Origin of the sequence: Bacillus sp. FSL K6-2944 (assembly GCF_038005385.1) — a bacterium.
In the GTDB taxonomy this organism is placed as follows: domain Bacteria; phylum Bacillota; class Bacilli; order Bacillales; family Bacillaceae_G; genus Bacillus_A; species Bacillus_A cereus.
This window is the reverse complement of the sequence record NZ_JBBOTE010000001.1, coordinates 3,387,262-3,405,419: the sequence shown is the minus strand read 5'-3', so window position 1 is coordinate 3,405,419 and position 18,158 is coordinate 3,387,262. Positions and strand designations below refer to the sequence as shown.

The window sequence follows — 18,158 nt, the reverse complement described above, 5'->3', positions numbered from 1 at the left end:
GGGTAAATTATGACAATCAAACGCAAGAAGGTTTCAGTCATCGGTGCAGGATTTACAGGAGCAACAACGGCATTCTTATTAGCACAAAAAGAACTTGCAGATGTTGTATTAGTGGACATTCCACAACTGGAAAATCCAACAAAAGGGAAAGCGTTAGATATGTTAGAAGCGAGCCCAGTACAAGGTTTTGATGCTAACATTATTGGAACATCTGATTACGCAGATACTGCTGATTCTGACGTTGTCGTTATTACAGCAGGTATTGCACGTAAGCCTGGTATGAGCCGTGATGACTTAGTAGCAACAAACTCTAAAATTATGAAAAGTATTACGCGCGACATTGCAAAACATTCACCAAATGCAATTATTGTTGTGTTAACAAATCCAGTTGATGCAATGACATATTCTGTATTTAAAGAAGCAGGATTCCCGAAAGAGCGTGTAATCGGCCAATCGGGTGTATTAGATACAGCTCGTTTCCGTACATTCATCGCACAAGAATTAAATCTTTCTGTAAAAGACATTACAGGATTTGTTCTTGGCGGACACGGTGACGACATGGTACCTCTTGTGCGTTATTCTTATGCAGGCGGTATTCCGTTAGAAACGTTAATTCCGAAAGAGCGTTTAGAAGCAATCGTAGAACGTACACGTAAAGGTGGCGGTGAGATTGTAGGCTTATTAGGAAACGGTAGTGCATATTACGCACCAGCAGCTTCTTTAGTTGAAATGACAGAAGCAATCTTAAAAGATCAACGCCGTATATTACCAGCTATTGCGTACCTTGAAGGTGAGTATGGTTATAGTGACCTTTACTTAGGGGTACCAGTAATTCTAGGTGGTAACGGAATTGAAAAAATTATTGAATTAGAACTTCTTGCAGATGAAAAAGAAGCGTTAGATCGCTCTGTAGAATCTGTACGTAATGTAATGAAAGTTCTTGTTTAATAATTGAATAGTAGTGAAAAAGATTCGGGATTCCGAATCTTTTTCTACTATTTACCGAATTGTTTTTTTGAAATAATATGAAAACGCTATCATTTGTAATATCCTATAATGAAACTGTAGATTTATACTATACATTGCCCTCATCATAGTAAATTTCGGATAAGGTATCGCTTTTAGTAGGATAATAAGGTGAAAAAATCGGAGGGGGTTGTAACATGTTAAAGAAAAAAGTTCAAATTGGTCGTAAAATGGATGAAATTACAGTAGGAGAGAAATTATCTATCACTGAAAAAATTGAGGATAAAGATTTGTTATTGTACTTAGGGTTAACGAATGATGCCAATCCATTATATATTCAGCATGATTACGCATCCCAAACTCCGTATGAAAAGCCGATTGTACCAAGCATTATGCTAACGGGAATGATTACAACGGCGGTTACGAAATATTTACCGGGTCCAGGAAGTCATATTACGAGAAAGGACCTTACATTCGTGAAACATGTTCACCATTATGAAACGTTACAAATCCACTTTGAAGTTGTGGCTGTTTCTGAGGAGGAACATACAATTGATATGCTTGTATCTGCTCATGATGAAAAAGGAGAAACTGTTGTGAAAGGTTCATTAACAGTAACGCCACCTTTTAAATCAGTTTCTATTATGGAAAAAGCATTAGATAATTTTTAAAAAGATGAAAATATGAATAGCGCTAGCATACCTTTAATAAGGATGCTAGCGCTATTTTTAGTTGAAGAACCCTTCTTTGAACCCTTCAGCAAATTCTGAGCACCCCGTTTTAATCGTATCCCAGCTCGGAGCGTTAAAAGCAAGGATACATGTGACTGCTAAAGATAGAATGGATAGTATTAGTCGCATAATAGACTCCGTATATTATTAATTTATATATTAAGATTAATAATATAATTATCGGTAATTGAAGTCAATTAAAGGAGTGGTTTTTTAGGTGAGGTGGAAAAGAGAAGACGTGATCTTTGAAACGGTAAGAGAAGCTGAAGTGTGGGCAGACGGGGTTGCGAATGAAATGTACGGGAGAGTATTTGATGGATATGAAACACCAGATTATAAAATAGCGTATGCTCTTTCGTTTTTCCTAGCACAAAATCAAGATTTTATAGTTCATACGGAAGTGAGCTTTAAAGAAGAGAGAGCAATCTATAAAGTTTGGCAAAATCCTGTGTAGTTGCAGGTGAATCGTAATTACTTCTATTTTCTCAATTCTACACAAACGATCTCCATGAATAGACAATTATATTGAGAGGGACCTTGTTTTCTAGTATGATGAGAATAACGGGGAAAATACTAGGATGAAGAAGGTTTCAAGTCTATAACTTGGAGGAAAAGAATGAACAATCGTATTTTAGTAGTTGATGATGAGGAATTTATCTTAACTTTAATCGAATTTAATTTACAACAAGCTGGGTTTGAAGTTATAACAGCGATGGATGGAGAAATGGCGCTTCAAAAAGCGACAACAGAACGCCCAGATTTAATTATATTAGATTTAATGCTTCCGAAAATGGATGGTATGGAAGTGTGTAAAGAATTACGATTGCAGCGCGTTATGACGCCGATTTTAATGTTAACGGCAAAAGATGATGAGTTTGATAAGGTGCTAGGCCTTGAACTTGGGGCGGATGATTATATGACAAAGCCATTTAGTCCAAGAGAAGTTGTTGCTCGTGTGAAGGCGATTTTGCGTCGTACGAAATTACAACAAGAAGAACAAGTTGCAGAAGCGCCAGATGAAGATAGCATCACAATTGCAGAACTTAAAATTTTACCGGAATTTTATGAGGCTTATTTCCAAGGAAGAAAGCTTGAATTAACACCAAAAGAATTTGAACTACTTGTGTATCTTGCGAAAAATAAAAGTCGCGTGTTGACACGTGATCAATTACTAAGTGCTGTATGGAATTACGATTTTGCTGGTGATACACGAATTGTTGATGTTCATATTAGCCATTTGCGCGATAAAATTGAACAAAATACGAAAAAACCGACGTACATTAAAACGATACGTGGTTTAGGATATAAATTAGAGGAGCCAAAAGGGAATGAATAAATTTCGTTCCAGGCTTCTTTTTACATTTGTTTCTCTTATTGTATTTATTTTAGTTGGACTAGGTTTATTACTAGAAACTGTGTTTGAAAACTACTATATAGATCATGCTAAAGAGAGAATGGTAAAAGAGACAGAGTATGTTGCGACGTTAGCAGAAGAGCAAGGTTTTGATAATGTCTTAAAAAACCCATACATATTTGAAAAGTTAGAAGAAAAAATACCAGCTTCTATCGTATTTTTGGATGAAAAAAAGAAAGTTCAATATAGAAAAGGACAAGAATTGGCATTTAGTCCAGAGACGATTAAAGAACTTTCTTCGGAAGTGGCAAAACAACGAAGTAAAGTGATTACGAAAGAAACGGATCGAAAGAATGAATTTTATCATGCGGTGTTCGTTCAAGATGTAGAAGGAAAACAAGGATACATTTTGGTGAAAAGTATAATTGATCCTTTAAGAGACGTACATCAAAAAACGTGGGGATTATTAATTATCGGATTTGTCATTGCTTGTCTCGTAGTTGTATTTTTAGGTATGAAAATTACAGGGCAATATATTAGGCCAATTGAATCGGTTACGAAAGTTGCAATTGAATTGGCAAAGGGTAATTATAAAGCACGTGCATACGAAAGTCATTCGGATGAAACAGGGATGCTGAGTAAAGCGATTAATATTTTAGCTCGAAATTTACAAGAGATGACACTTGAACAAGAAATGCAGCAAGATCGTCTGCATACGTTAATTGAAAATATGGGAAGCGGAATGATTTTAATTGATAGCCGAGGATATATAAACCTTGTAAACCGCTCTTATAAGGAAACTTTCCACGTAACAGATGAAGAATATTTAGATCGCTTATATTATGAATCGTTTCATCATACAGAAATTATTGAGCTTGTAGAAGAAATCTTTATGACAGAAGTGAAAGTGCGTAAACAAATGTTATTGCCACTTGGAATTGAACGGAAGCATTTCGAAGTATATGGAGCGCCGATTATCGGGACAAACCATGAATGGAAAGGGATTGTTCTCGTATTCCATGACATAACAGAGTTAAAGAAATTAGAACAAATGAGAAAAGACTTTTTAGCGAATGTTTCTCATGAATTAAAGACACCGATTACTTCTATTAAAGGTTTTTCAGAAACACTCTTAGACGGAGCGATGGATAATAAAAAATTCTGCGAACATTTCTTGCGCATTATTTTAAAAGAAAGTGAGCGCATGCAAGGATTAATTGAAGATTTATTAGATTTGTCGAAGATCGAACAACAAGGATTTAAATTAAATATGGGAACCGTTGATATGAAGGGGCTGCTTGAAGATATTCATATGGTACTTGATAATAAAGCAGGAGAAAAAGAAATCTCTTTACAAGTTAATGTATTAAAACGTGCCTCTGTTATTGGAGATCCAAGTCGTTTGAAACAAATCTTTATTAATTTAATTAATAACGCAATCGTATATACACCGGCTGGAGGCGTTGTTTCAGTAGAGTTAGCGGAAGATAAATATAATGCTTATATAAAAGTATCGGATACTGGAATTGGTATTAGTAAAGAGGAAATTCCGCGTATTTTTGAACGTTTCTACCGGGTGGATAAAGCAAGAAGTAGAAATACTGGTGGTACCGGCCTTGGATTGTCGATCGTAAAGCATTTAGTTGAGGCGCATCAAGGTACGATTACAGTAGATAGTGAAGTTGGAGAAGGGACAACGTTTACAGTTGTTTTACCGAAATCAGCAACTGAAAAATAGGATGAAGGATGTTTACAATATATTAACAATGGCTTAATTAAATATTAATAAAGCTCTGTTAATATAATACATGAAAACCCCTTCATCCAAGGAGTAATTTTGGACGAGAATAGTTAAGCTGTTCTCGTCACTTCCCTTTATGCCAATATAAGTCTGTTTTATATATGAAAGAAAATAGCCGTTATTTTTCTTCTCTCTATTAGTCATGTTAATATAGAGAGAGGAAAGGAACGGTTTTTTTCTGTGAAAAAAATCATTTCAAATTTGTATGGGGAGGTTTCAATTTTGGAAAAAAAGGTCGTATTAGTAGATGGTAATAATATCGCGTATCGTGCTTTCTTTGCACTACCGCTTTTAAATAACGACAAAGGTATACATACGAACGCAATTTACGGTTTTACAATGATGTTAATGAGAATATTAGAGGAAGAAAAGCCAACTCATATGTTAGTGGCGTTTGATGCAGGCAAAACAACGTTCCGTCATAAAACGTATAGTGAGTATAAAGGAGGACGTCAAAAGACTCCACCTGAATTATCAGAGCAGTTCCCGTTTATTCGTGAGATGCTGGATGCGTTCAATGTACCGCGTTATGAATTAGAAAATTATGAAGCGGATGACATCATGGGAACGTTAGCGAAAGAAGCGAGTGAGCAAGGGGCGAGTGTAAAAGTTATTTCAGGAGATAAAGATTTACTTCAACTTGTTTCTGATAACACGCTTGTATGTATTCCGCGAAAAGGGATTACAGAAGTGGATGAATATACGAAAGAAGCTTTATTTGAAAAATACAGCTTATCACCAAAGCAAATTATCGATATGAAAGGTTTAATGGGAGACCAGTCAGATAATATACCGGGTGTACCAGGAGTTGGTGAAAAAACGGCAATTAAATTGTTAACACAGTTTGGAACGGTTGAAGCGGTGTATGAAAATATAGATCAAGTAAGTGGGAAGAAATTAAAAGAAAAACTGGAAGAAAATAAAGAACAAGCTCTTATGAGTAAGGATCTTGCAACTATTATTACAGATGCGCCGATTACAGTTCATGTGGATGATATGGCGTATAAAGGATATGAAGCAAGTGATGTCATTCCAATGTTCGAGAGTTTAGGATTTACATCTCTTTTAAATAAATTAGGCGTTACGCCAGAAGAAACAGCTCCAGCTGAATTAGATGATATTACATTTGATATTGTGGAAGAAGTTACAGAAGAAATGCTTCAGCAAGATAGTGCGCTTATCGTTGAAGTACAAGAAGATAACTATCATAAAGCAGACATTCAAGGTTTCGGTATTCAAAATGAAAATGGATGTTACTTTATTCAGACAGACATTGCTCTTAAGTCAGATGCTTTTAAAGAGTGGCTTGCAGATGGAGAGATGAGAAAGCATACATTTGATGCGAAGCGTGCAATCGTTGCACTGAAATGGAATGGGATAGATATGCAAGGGATTGACTTTGATCTATTAATCGCTGCTTATTTACTTGACCCGGCTGATACAGATAAAGATTTCCGTACTGTAGCGAAAATGAAAGAAACGCATGCTGTGAAATCAGATGAAGAAGTTTACGGAAAAGGTGCGAAACGTGCTGTTCCAGAGTTAAAGGTAGTCGCGGAGCATGTGGCTCGTAAAGTGCATGTATTATATGATGTAAAGCAAACATTCGTTGAAGAGTTAAAGAAGAATGAGCAATATGAACTGTTTACAGAGTTAGAATTGCCGCTTGCACGTGTATTAGCTGATATGGAAGTAAAGGGTGTAAAAGTTGATACAGAGCGTCTTCGTAATATGGGAGAAGAACTTGCGGGTAGATTAAAGGAAATGGAACAGGAAATCTATAAGCTTGCGGGAACAGAGTTTAATATTAATTCACCGAAGCAGCTTGGTGTTATTCTGTTTGAGAACTTAAACTTACCGGTTATTAAAAAGACGAAAACAGGTTATTCTACGTCAGCTGATGTACTAGATAAGCTTATGAATCACCATGAAATTATTCCAAATATTTTACATTATCGTCAATTAGGGAAACTAAATTCAACTTACATTGAAGGTTTACTGAAAGTTGTACATGAAGATTCATCTAAAATTCATACTCGCTTTAATCAAGTGTTAACGCAAACAGGTCGATTAAGTTCAACGGATCCGAACTTGCAAAATATCCCGATTCGATTAGAAGAAGGAAGAAAGATTCGTCAGGCATTTGTTCCATCAGAAGAAGGATGGATTATGTATGCGGCTGATTATTCACAAATCGAACTGCGTGTATTAGCTCATATTGCAAATGATAAAGGGCTAGTTGAAGCGTTCCAACATGACATGGATATTCATACGAAAACAGCTATGGATGTATTTGGCGTTGAAAAAGATGAAGTAACTTCAAATATGAGACGACAAGCGAAAGCTGTTAACTTCGGAATTGTGTATGGTATTAGTGATTATGGTCTTTCACAAAACTTAGGAATTACAAGAAAAGCAGCAGCGGAATTTATTGAAAAGTATTTAGAAAGTTTCCCTGGTGTACAAGAATACATGGAGGACATCGTAAAAGATGCGAAACAAAAAGGATATGTAGCTACATTATTAAATCGTCGCCGTTATATTCCAGAAATTACGAGTCGTAATTTTAACTTGCGTAGCTTCGCTGAGCGTACAGCGATGAATACACCAATTCAAGGTACTGCAGCAGATATTATTAAAAAAGCGATGATTATTATGGCAGATCGTTTAGAAGAAGAAGGATTACAAGCGCGTCTTCTTCTGCAAGTACACGATGAATTAATATTTGAAGCACCAAAAGAAGAAATCGAAAAATTAGAGCAGCTTGTACCTGAAGTAATGGAACATGCGATTGAACTTGCAGTTCCGCTGAAAGTTGATTATTCTTACGGTCCAACTTGGTACGACGCAAAATAAGGAAGTGATGAAATGCCTGAATTACCAGAGGTTGAAAACGTCAGACGGACACTTGAAAATCTTGTAACAGGAAAAACGATTGAAGATGTTATTGTTACTTATCCAAAAATAGTGAAACGACCGGATGATGCAGAAATCTTTAAAGAAATGCTAAAAGGCGAGAAGATTGAAAATATAAAGCGAAGAGGAAAGTTTTTGCTTTTATATGTAACGAATTATGTCATTGTTTCACATTTGCGTATGGAAGGTAAGTTTTTATTACATCAAGAGGATGAGCCGATTGATAAACATACGCACGTCCGTTTCTTATTTACAGATGGAACGGAATTACATTATAAAGATGTGAGAAAGTTTGGTACGATGCATCTCTTTAAGAAAGGTGAAGAAATGAACCAAATGCCTCTTGCTGACTTAGGTCCGGAGCCATTTGATGCTGAAATGACACCGCAGTATTTACAAGAAAGATTACAAAAGACAAATCGTAAAATAAAAGTTGTGCTACTGGACCAGCGTCTTTTAGTAGGGCTTGGAAATATATATGTAGATGAAGTTTTATTCCGTTCTCAAATCCATCCAGAACGAGAAGCTTCGTCTTTAACAGTAGAAGAAATTGAGCGAATTTATGAGGCTACCGTTACAACGCTAGGCGAAGCAGTAAAGCGTGGCGGAAGTACAATTCGGACGTATATCAACTCACAAGGGCAAATTGGTTCGTTCCAAGAACTCCTAAATGTATATGGGAAAAAAGGAGAGCCGTGCGTAACTTGTGGCACGATATTAGAAAAAACAGTTGTTGGCGGGCGAGGAACGCATTACTGCCCAATTTGTCAGCCTAGAATATAGAAAAGAGATAACATCGGATAGGCATTTGTCATATACATACAGCAGAGCTATGTATAAGGGAGGAGCTTACCGATGTACCTTTATTTATCTCTTATTTTATTAGCTTTTACATTAAGCTTAGATAGCTGTAGTGTAGGGCTAACATATGGTTTAAGAAGCGTAAGAATTCCACTAAGATCAATTATAATTATCGGAATGTGTTCAGCGGCTGTTATGCTTGTTTCAATGGGAATTGGACATATGATCGCGAAAGTATTTTCACCTGTTATCGCAACGCGTATCGGTGGGCTTGTTCTTATTGGAATAGGGATTTGGGTATTATATCAATTTTTTCGAAGTGAGAGAAAAGAAGAACCGAAGCAAGAGGAGAAGGTCTGGAAATTAGAGATTGCCTCGCTAGGCCTAGTGATTCAAATTTTACGGAAACCGACTGTTGCAGATTTTGATAAATCAGGCACCATTTCTGCAGGAGAAGCATTACTTCTTGGTATAGCTCTTTCTGTAGATTCATTTGGTGCCGGAATTGGTGCATCTTTATTAGGGTATGCACCCGCTATGATGGCGATATTAGTTGCAGTTATGAGTTCTTTGTTTTTATTTATTGGAATGAAACTTGGAACGGTTTTATCAAATATGAAGTGGTTACAAAAATTTACATTCCTGCCTGGAGTATTACTCATCATTATTGGAATTTGGAAAATGTAAGTATGGGCGTGGAACATTAGTTTCGCGCCTTTTATTATGAGGAGGATTATTATGACAGTAGTAATTGGATTAACGGGAGGCATTGCAAGCGGAAAAAGTACAGTGTCTCAAATGTTTCGTGAACTGAGCATACCAGTTATTGATGCAGATATTATCGCAAGAGAAGTTGTAGAGCGAGGAAAACCAGCATATAACAAAATAGTAGAAGTATTTGGAACGGAAGTGTTACAAGAGGATGGAGAACTAGATCGTCCAAAACTAGGAAGTGTCGTTTTCTATAATGAAGAAAAACGATTGCAGTTAAATAAAATTGTTCATCCTGCAGTGCGTGAGGAAATGAATAGGCAAAAGGAAATGTACATAAAAGAAGGTATGCAAGCGGTTGTGTTAGATATTCCTCTCTTATTTGAAAGCAAATTAACAAGTCTCGTTGACCGCATTTTAGTTGTAGCGGTTAAGCCGCATACGCAATTAGAACGTTTAATGAAACGAAATAACTTTTTAGAAGAAGAAGCAACAGCTCGTATTCAATCTCAAATGCCGTTAGAAGAAAAAGTGAAAAATGCAGATGAAGTGATAAATAATGATGGCACAATTATGGAAACGAAAACACAATTGCAGGTAATTTTAAAAAAGTGGAACATTATTGACTAAAAAATTGTGAAATTAATGAAAATGCTTAGTGACATATCCCCTTTTTGTGTTATACTATTATTGGGATTGGAGATAAATAGTATAACGCATTCAAGGGGGATAACATATTATGACTCGTGTGGCAATTAATGGATTTGGACGTATTGGGAGAATGGTATTTCGTCAAGCAATAAAAGAAAGCGCATTCGAAATTGTAGCAATCAATGCAAGCTATCCATCTGAAACGTTAGCACACTTAATTAAATATGATACAGTTCATGGCAAGTTTGACGGAACAGTAGAAGCATTTGAAGATCACTTATTAGTTGATGGAAAAATGATTCGCCTTTTAAACAACCGCGATCCAAAGGAATTGCCTTGGACAGATTTAGGTGTTGAAGTTGTAATTGAAGCAACTGGTAAATTTAATTCGAAAGAAAAAGCAATTCTTCACGTTGAAGCTGGAGCGAAAAAAGTTATTTTAACAGCGCCTGGTAAAAATGAAGATGTAACAATTGTAGTTGGTGTGAACGAAGACCAATTAGATATTACAAAACATACTGTTATTTCAAATGCATCTTGTACAACAAATTGTTTAGCGCCTGTTGTGAAGGTGTTAGATGAGCAGTTTGGAATTGAAAACGGTTTAATGACGACAGTTCACGCTTATACAAATGACCAAAAAAATATTGATAACCCACATAAAGATTTAAGAAGAGCACGTGCTTGCGGACAATCAATCATTCCGACAACGACAGGTGCTGCGAAAGCGCTAGCAAAAGTTCTTCCACATTTAAACGGAAAACTTCATGGTATGGCACTTCGTGTACCAACACCAAACGTGTCTCTTGTTGATTTAGTAGTAGATGTAAAACGCGATGTGACAGTTGAAGCTATTAACGATGCATTCAAAACTGTTGCAAACGGTGCGTTAAAAGGTATTGTAGAATTCAGCGAAGAGCCTTTAGTATCTATCGACTTTAATACAAATACACACTCAGCTATTATCGATGGTTTATCTACAATGGTAATGGGTGATCGTAAAGTGAAAGTACTTGCTTGGTATGATAACGAGTGGGGTTACTCTCGTCGTGTTGTAGATCTTGTAACGTTAGTTGTTGAAGAGTTAGCGAAACAAGAAAATGTGCAACACATTTAAGTGAATAAGGGAGGAGAGGGCAAGGCGATATTTGCCCTCTTTTTTTAATTTTTTCTGAAAAGGAAAAAAATTATATAAGTATATTTTAAAAAGTGGACATACCACGAAACGTTGTGATTACTGCATTTGTGAATCGTTTATTTTTTTTAGGGAAAAGTAAAGAGGAAAATATGACAGAAAATCGAAAAAACTGTTGTTGCAAAATGAAAATAAACAAAGTATACTAACACTCGTAAACTTAAGAGCTGAGGTACGTAGTCACTACTTAAAGGGTTAGGACCTCTCTGGACTAACTTTCCCCCGTGGTAGTGGAGCAAGCCAAATTGCAAATTAGTTTTCAATTCGAACAGTTAGAATAAATTTACAAGGGGGAACTGTAGAATGGATACTATGGAGACGATGGGTCGTCACGTGATCGCTGAACTTTGGGATTGCGATTTCGACAAGCTTAATGACATGCCGTATATTGAACAATTATTTGTGGATGCAGCACTAAGAGCTGGTGCTGAAGTGCGTGAGGTTGCTTTCCATAAATTTGCACCACAAGGTGTAAGTGGAGTAGTAATTATCTCAGAATCACATTTAACAATTCATAGCTTTCCGGAGCACGGTTACGCAAGTATTGATGTTTATACTTGTGGGGATCGTATTGATCCAAATGTTGCTGCAGAATATATTGCAGAAGGTTTAAACGCGAAAACGCGTGAGAGCATCGAGCTTCCTCGAGGCACTGGTAGCTTCGAAATTAAGCAGAGAGAAACAAAAGCTCTTTAAAAAAGAACATAATTGATTTAAAATGTAAAGAGGTGTATAATGCACCTCTTTTTTAGTTTATAAAAAAGGGAAAATATAACGTACTCGTTAGTTGAATAAATTGGACTCTTGCAAATGAGGTAGTGCCCTATATACCATCTTATTTTTAAGGATGAGATGATAAAGTGATGCGCTGGAACTTAAAGTGGTAAGAGAGTTAGAATGAGTTATATAATATTGTATATATATTTTAGGTGAAGTGAGTAGAGAAAAATAAAGAGTATAGTGTAAAGGAGTGAATGAATTGCGTTGTCCATCCTGTTCTCATAATGGTACAAGAGTGTTAGATTCGCGTCCGGTAGACGAGGGGCGCTCTATTCGAAGAAGGAGAGAGTGTGAAAGCTGCTTAAGTCGCTTTACGACCTTTGAAAGGGTAGAAGAGTCACCTCTTATCGTTGTAAAAAAAGAAGGCACACGAGAAGAGTTTAATAAAGAAAAGATTTTACGCGGTTTAATTAAAGCGTGTGAAAAAAGACCAGTATCTTTAAGGCAATTAGAAGAAGTAACACAAAGCGTGGAACGTGAACTGCGTAATTTAGGTATATCAGAAGTGAAAAGTGATATGATTGGTGAAATTGTTATGGAAGAACTTCGCGATATTGATGATGTTGCTTACGTACGTTTTGCTTCTGTATATCGTCAATTTAAAGATTTAAATGTATTTATTGAAGAATTAAAAGATATACTGCAAAAAGAAAGAGAGTAGAAGTTGTATTTTATTCTCTTTACATACCGTAAGTAATAGGATAAGAGAGCTAGAAGCGCAAGCTAATAGCTCTTTTTCACTAAGAATTTATATAATGAAGATAGAACGAATGAAGTAGAGGATAGATTGGATGAGAGAAAGGAAAAGCAAGAATGGAAAAACAGTCATGGATGGAGCTATTGCCGATTGATCGTTATAAAGTAAGTGCGAAAGGACTACTGCACAATTACGACCGAAAAGTGTTAACGATGTTGTATCAGCCGTTAATAGGTAGTAGAGCTTTTAGCTTATACATGACACTATGGGGAGAGCTTGAGCAAGATCGTGTATTTGGAAAAGAGAATACGCATCATTCCCTTATGGTGACTATGCAAATGCAACTTCCTGAAGTATATGAGGAACGAGTAAAGTTAGAGGCAATTGGGCTTTTGAAGGTATATATTAAGAAAGAAAAAGATATTCGAATGTTCATATATGAGTTGCAACCACCTTTATCTCCGAAGCAGTTTTTTGATGATATTGTTTTAAGTATCTTTTTATACAATCGATTGAGCAGGACAAAATATAATCAAGTAAAGCAATATTTCTTAGAAGAAGAATTTGATTTTGTTTCTTATGAAAATGTTACGCGTTCTTTCAATGATGTGTTTGGTTCGTTTAATCCAGGACAACTTGAGCATGCGCAAGAAGACCTTCGTATTCCAAAAACGACAACTATGCCAAGTAACGAGAAGGGAGACGCTCCGAAAGTTTGGAATGATTTCTTTGATTTCTCTTTATTTGTAGATGGATTGTCCGCTCTTGTTCCTAAAAAAGCGATTACAGATCAAGTGAGAGACTGCGTTATAACACTTGCTTACGTGTATGGTGTAGATGTGTTATCGATGCAAAATATCGTTCTTGGTGCAGTGACAGAGATGCAAACAATTGATATGGAAAGGCTTAGAAAAGGAGCGCGCGATTGGTATCAATTTGAAAATGGTCAAGCATTACCGGTATTAAGTGAAAGAGTACAGCCTCATGCTGCACGTACGATGAAAGAGAAAGAGCCTTCATCGCAAGAGGAGATGCTAATAAAGCAGCTAGAGGAAATCTCACCAAAACAACTATTGAAAGAGATTTCTGGTGGTGCAGAGGCAACGAAAGCGGACTTGCAGATCGTTGAAGATGTCATGATTAATCAAAAATTGACACCAGGAGTTGTGAATGTACTTATTTATTACGTTATGCTACGCTCAGATATGAAACTTGCGAAAACGTATGTCGAGAAGATTGCTGGGCATTGGGCACGTAAAAAGGTCGGTACAGTAGCGGACGCGATGGCGTTAGCGAAAGAAGAGAACCGTCAATATCAAGAGTGGGCTGAGACGAAGAAAAAAGGCCGTACGGCGAAGAAAACGGTGCGGAAAGAAATGGTGCCAGATTGGCTTAAGGAAGAAGAGCCGAAAGAACAAGAGAAAGAAACAGTGAAGAAAGATGTAAGTGTAGAAAAAGATGCAAGTACGCTAGAAGATGAACGAAAACGACTAGAAGAAGTGTTAAAAAAATATAAGCGTGATTAATAGAAGAGAATGAACGCTCTTTGAGATAATATGAAGCGACCTCCTAGATTATCAAGTCAGGGATTTTAACCCATAATAATGAATGAAAACATTATGAATGGGGTTATACCCTATGATAATAGGAGGCCACTATGGAAAATATAATCTATATTGGGATGGATGTCCACAAGGAAAGTTTTAGCTTATGTGCACTACACGGAACAACTGGGGAAATTGTAAGAGAAGCACGATGTGCTTCAAATGTATCTCTCGTAAAAAAATTCGTTGAGAAACTGAAAACAAAATATGGTGAAGATATAAAAATTAAAGCTGGATATGAGGCTGGTTGTTTAGGGTATTCACTTCATAATCTTCTTGAACAAAATGGAATTGATTGTGATATTTTAGCTCCCACAACAATGTACAGTTCATCAAAAAATAAAATGGTTAAAAATGATAAATTCGATGCCAAAATGATTGCTCTTAATTTAGCAAATGGCACCTATAAAGAAGTATATGTTCCAGAAGAAGAGGATGTTGCCGTGAAAGAGTATATCCGCATGTTAGGTGATTTTAAAACATCTTTGAAAAAAATAAAACAACAGATAAAAGCATTCCTTTTAAGGCATGGCTATGTGTATGAAGGGAAATCAAGCTGGACAATCGCTTATATGAAATGGTTAAAGAATCTTGATCTACAAGGATTATTCAAAGAAACGTTAGGCGAATACCTATTACAGTATGATGTTCTAGTCGATAAAATTGAGCGGTTCAGTCTGAGATTAGAAGAATTATCTCATCGTGAAAGGTACGAAGAACCAATCGCAAATTTAAGATGCTTAAAAGGTATAGATACAACATCGGCAATGACTGTTCATGTGGAAATTGCAGACTTCACTCGTTTTCCCACGGCTAAAGCATTTATGGCTTATGTAGGATTGACACCAAGCGAAAGCTCAAGTGGAGAAAAAATCAGTCGACGTTCGATTACAAAACAAGGAAATTCGACCGTTAGGTCTACTCTTGTAGAATGTGCAAATGCGTTGGTAAAAGGAACAATCGGATTAAAATCGAAGCGAGTGAAAGCAAGACAAAAAGGGCAACGAAGCGAAGTGATTGCTTATGCGGATCAGGCTGTAGAAAGGTTACAAAGAAAATATTATCGCATGATATATCAAGGGAAACCTAGAAATGTTGCCGTTACAGCTATCGCAAGAGAACTGGGGTGTTTTATATGGGGATTAGAAACAGGTAAAATTCACCGAAAATAAAGAGGGAAGGATATGAAGTTGATTGATTCATTCATAGTTAGAAACCAAAGGTATCAATTGATGGCATAGATGAGCTTCAGAGATAGTGAATTACAGGTCTGGCTATCTATGACTCACCTCTTCTGGCATGGCTGAAATTCTGATAAACAAGCTATTTATTAGAATTTGAAAAGGTGTGATCCACGCAGTGAGATTATAAGAGCCTAACGACGAACCATTAACCTGAGGTAACCAATCCACGAATAACAGAGTGGTTAACTGTCGATAGATCTTATTTCTGAAGCTTTTGTATGCCATCAAGAAAAATATTATGGGTGAAAAACTATTGACAAAGGTCACTTCATAACAGGTGAGAAAATGGAGCATATTCAAAATTCATTTGCAAAATTAATGGAAAATGAAAACTTTAAAAATAGATATGAAGTATTAAAGGCAGAAGTAATGGCGCATCCGCGTGTGAAAGAATTTATAGATGAACATAAGGGTGAAGTAACGACTTCTATGATTGAGCGCAGTCTTGTGAAGTTATATGAATATATTGGACAAAGTGTAGGTTGCGTGGATTGTCCGGATTTAGGCTCATGTAAAAATATGCTACAAGGGTACGAGCCAAAGCTTGTTATTCAAGGGAAGATGATTGATATTCAATACGATCGCTGCGTTAGAAAAGTAGCGCATGACGAGAGAAAGAAATATGAAAAACTTGTTCAAAGTGTATATATGCCAACGGATATTTTACAGGCAACTATGGAAAACTTAGATCCTTCTGATTTAAATGCACGTATCGATGCGATTGGTGCAGCGAATGAATTTTTAAGTACATATGAACCAGGTAAAAAAGCACAAGGTTTATATTTGTACGGTAAATTTGGTGTAGGAAAAACGTATTTGTTAGGAGCAATAGCGAACGAGCTTGCTCGAAAGAAAATAAGTTCGATGCTCGTATACTTCCCGGAATTTTTACGTGAAATTAAAAGTTCAATTCAAGATAATTCGATTGGTGAGAAGATTGATGCGGTTAAACGCGTACAAGTTTTAATGTTAGATGATATCGGGGCAGAAGCGATGTCAAGCTTTGTCCGTGACGATGTACTCGGTGCAATCTTACAATTCCGTATGTTAGAAAACTTACCGACGTTCTTTACGTCTAATTTTGATTTTAAACAACTGGAACACCATTTAACGTATACGCAGCGTGGCGAGGCTGAAGAAATGAAGGCAGCACGTATTATGGAACGAATTAAATATTTAGCGAAACCAATTCCGATTGGTGGGAAAAACCGTCGTCATAAGTAAAAGAGCAAGCTGAGAAGCTTGCTCTTTTGTATTATAGTGATATTTTCTTTTCAAATATGAGGTCGAAATATTCAGGTTGTCCAGAACTGCCAATCGTAGGGGCAACAATCTGTACGAACCTCCAGCCATTTCTAGCATGTTCTTGAATAATTTCTTGGTAGTCTTCAGCTGGTTTTGAGCGAGTGAACCCCCAATGTAATTCGACTTTTACGAATTTATATTCAAACATTCTGATACCTCATTTTATTGATAAGTAAAGTATACAATAAAAATTCATAGTAGCTTGTATCATTTTTTTCTCCCTCCCTTAATATATATAAAATTAGCAAGCCATATTGAGTGGATTTTCTAACGATAGGAAATGTAATTCTACTAAGAGTGAACTTCACGCGGAACGGACTCTTATAGGATTTGTAACGTATAGATACAGTCCTTTAGAGCGGGGATAAAAGGGGGGACAAAAGTGATTGAAATTTGCTTCGAAGAAAAAAATGATGCTATGCACGTATATAGACAATTGCTGAAAAGAGCGGAAGTATTATATAAGGAAACGAGTGTGTATTTACAGGAACAAAAAGTGGTGATTCACATACCAGTACGTGAATCGAATTATATTGAAAAGATCTTATTGCCAGTAATGGTGTATTTCATTGTGAATGTGAAACAAAATGAGTGGATTTATACGATTTTAAAAGAAAAGTTTTTTTATGAAGAACAAGAAGAGTGTCATCAAATATTGCACATGGCACATGAGATTTTAAAGGGAAGAAGAAAAGGTGTAGCTCAGGATTTAACGCGTAACGCATTTGAGTCATATATTAAGTCTTCTTTAAATAATTGGCTTTGTGATCCGCTCTCATTCTCGTTTTCATCATATATCCGTTTTCGTCTTCGTACATATAGGGAAATGGTGGCTAAACTTGCGGAAGTGGCAATTGATGAATATAAGATGGAGCAAGAATACCAAATGTTCATTGAGACGCTTCGGCAACAAGTAAGTAGCCGTAAATCACGTTTGTCTTGCGTGCATCTTATTTTTGATGAAAGCTTTATCTTTTATGATGATAAAGGTAGACGTTTAAAACAGGAGAAGTTGGTCCAATATATAGATGAGGAATTATTAAAGCAAAATGATGTATATATTGATACGAAAGTAATTGCGCCGCTTCTTTCTATTTCGCCTAAAAAGATTTATTTATATACGAAAGAACAAGACCATAATATGATTATTACTTTGCGAAATGTGTTCCAAGAACGGGTCCAATTACATGGATTACATGATTTTGAGCGCAATGTGAAAAATTTAAAAAATAAAGGTAACGCCCTTGATTTTCTAAGTTTTTGAGCATATAATTACCTACATAAATGAAATATATTGAAATGTCATGATGAGGACATGAGTAGTTTTCTACGATTTTCAGAGAGGGAAGCCTTAGGGTGTGAGCTTCCTAGTACGGGATTATTACTTACCACCTCTAAACTT

The 18,158-nt window shown here is 36.3% G+C and carries 17 protein-coding genes and 1 other annotated feature (1 of these 18 running past the window's edge); of the genes, 16 read left to right on the top strand and 1 reads right to left on the bottom strand.

Annotated features, from left to right (window positions below):
* Positions 1–9 precede the first annotated feature (9 nt).
* From mdh to dnaI, 15 genes are all read left to right on the top strand, one after another.
* Complete coding sequence (mdh, locus tag MHH55_RS17300) at positions 10–948, top strand: malate dehydrogenase (RefSeq protein WP_000153230.1); 939 nt, start codon at positions 10–12, stop codon at positions 946–948.
* A 215-nt stretch (positions 949–1,163) separates the two neighbouring features.
* Complete coding sequence (locus MHH55_RS17295; protein WP_000914180.1) at positions 1,164–1,637, top strand: MaoC family dehydratase; 474 nt, start codon at positions 1,164–1,166, stop codon at positions 1,635–1,637.
* A gap of 277 nt (positions 1,638–1,914) precedes the next feature.
* Positions 1,915–2,151: a hypothetical protein gene (locus MHH55_RS17290; protein ID WP_001267383.1), complete on the top strand. Its 237-nt coding sequence runs from the start codon at positions 1,915–1,917 to the stop codon at positions 2,149–2,151.
* A 162-nt stretch (positions 2,152–2,313) separates the two neighbouring features.
* The gene (gene phoP / locus MHH55_RS17285) at positions 2,314–3,033 is read left to right on the top strand and encodes a two-component system response regulator PhoP (RefSeq protein ID WP_001065220.1); all 720 of its coding nucleotides are present in this window, start codon (positions 2,314–2,316) and stop codon (positions 3,031–3,033) included.
* Positions 3,026–4,789 carry a sensory box histidine kinase PhoR gene (gene phoR, locus MHH55_RS17280; RefSeq protein ID WP_075676888.1) on the top strand — a complete coding sequence of 588 codons (1,764 nt, stop codon included), beginning with the start codon at positions 3,026–3,028 and terminating at the stop codon, positions 4,787–4,789. Before phoP ends, phoR begins: the two co-directional genes overlap by 8 nt.
* Positions 4,790–5,074: 285 nt before the next feature.
* Positions 5,075–7,708: a DNA polymerase I gene (gene polA / locus MHH55_RS17275; protein ID WP_000412802.1), complete on the top strand. Its 2,634-nt coding sequence runs from the start codon at positions 5,075–5,077 to the stop codon at positions 7,706–7,708.
* Between the two features lie 12 nt (positions 7,709–7,720).
* Entirely contained in the window at positions 7,721–8,551 is an 831-nt protein-coding gene (mutM, locus tag MHH55_RS17270; RefSeq protein WP_001114478.1) for a DNA-formamidopyrimidine glycosylase, read from the top strand.
* A gap of 72 nt (positions 8,552–8,623) precedes the next feature.
* On the top strand, positions 8,624–9,256 hold the full coding sequence (gene ytaF / locus MHH55_RS17265; RefSeq protein WP_000281747.1) for a sporulation membrane protein YtaF: 633 nt from the start codon (positions 8,624–8,626) through the stop codon (positions 9,254–9,256).
* 51 nt (positions 9,257–9,307) lie between these two features.
* Positions 9,308–9,910, top strand: coding sequence for a dephospho-CoA kinase (gene coaE / locus MHH55_RS17260; protein ID WP_000219313.1), 603 nt, complete (start codon positions 9,308–9,310; stop codon positions 9,908–9,910).
* Positions 9,911–10,019: 109 nt separating this feature from the next.
* On the top strand, positions 10,020–11,048 hold the full coding sequence (locus MHH55_RS17255; protein ID WP_000198974.1) for a glyceraldehyde-3-phosphate dehydrogenase: 1,029 nt from the start codon (positions 10,020–10,022) through the stop codon (positions 11,046–11,048).
* A gap of 390 nt (positions 11,049–11,438) precedes the next feature.
* A complete protein-coding gene (speD, locus tag MHH55_RS17250) occupies positions 11,439–11,822 on the top strand; it encodes an adenosylmethionine decarboxylase (protein WP_176116541.1) in 384 nt (127 codons plus the stop codon).
* 283 nt (positions 11,823–12,105) lie between these two features.
* A complete protein-coding gene (gene nrdR, locus MHH55_RS17245) occupies positions 12,106–12,567 on the top strand; it encodes a transcriptional regulator NrdR (protein WP_001203687.1) in 462 nt (153 codons plus the stop codon).
* A 152-nt stretch (positions 12,568–12,719) separates the two neighbouring features.
* Complete coding sequence (locus MHH55_RS17240) at positions 12,720–14,129, top strand: replication initiation and membrane attachment family protein (protein WP_000415054.1); 1,410 nt, start codon at positions 12,720–12,722, stop codon at positions 14,127–14,129.
* Between the two features lie 131 nt (positions 14,130–14,260).
* Positions 14,261–15,379 (top strand): IS110 family transposase, encoded by a 1,119-nt coding sequence (locus MHH55_RS17235; RefSeq protein ID WP_340880263.1) that lies wholly within the window; start codon positions 14,261–14,263, stop codon positions 15,377–15,379.
* A gap of 357 nt (positions 15,380–15,736) precedes the next feature.
* Positions 15,737–16,675, top strand: a complete 939-nt coding sequence (gene dnaI / locus MHH55_RS17230) for a primosomal protein DnaI (RefSeq protein ID WP_000400104.1) — start codon at positions 15,737–15,739, stop codon at positions 16,673–16,675.
* Positions 16,676–16,706: 31 nt separating this feature from the next.
* Here dnaI and MHH55_RS17225 read toward each other — a convergent pair whose 3' ends face one another.
* A complete protein-coding gene (locus MHH55_RS17225) occupies positions 16,707–16,904 on the bottom strand; it encodes a DUF4177 domain-containing protein (protein ID WP_000464458.1) in 198 nt (65 codons plus the stop codon).
* A 234-nt stretch (positions 16,905–17,138) separates the two neighbouring features.
* On the opposite strand from MHH55_RS17225, the gene ytxC reads away from it, so the two are divergent.
* On the top strand, positions 17,139–18,020 hold the full coding sequence (ytxC, locus tag MHH55_RS17220) for a putative sporulation protein YtxC (RefSeq protein WP_000569629.1): 882 nt from the start codon (positions 17,139–17,141) through the stop codon (positions 18,018–18,020).
* A gap of 31 nt (positions 18,021–18,051) precedes the next feature.
* Positions 18,052–18,158, top strand: a binding site (T-box leader); it runs 122 nt beyond the window's last position.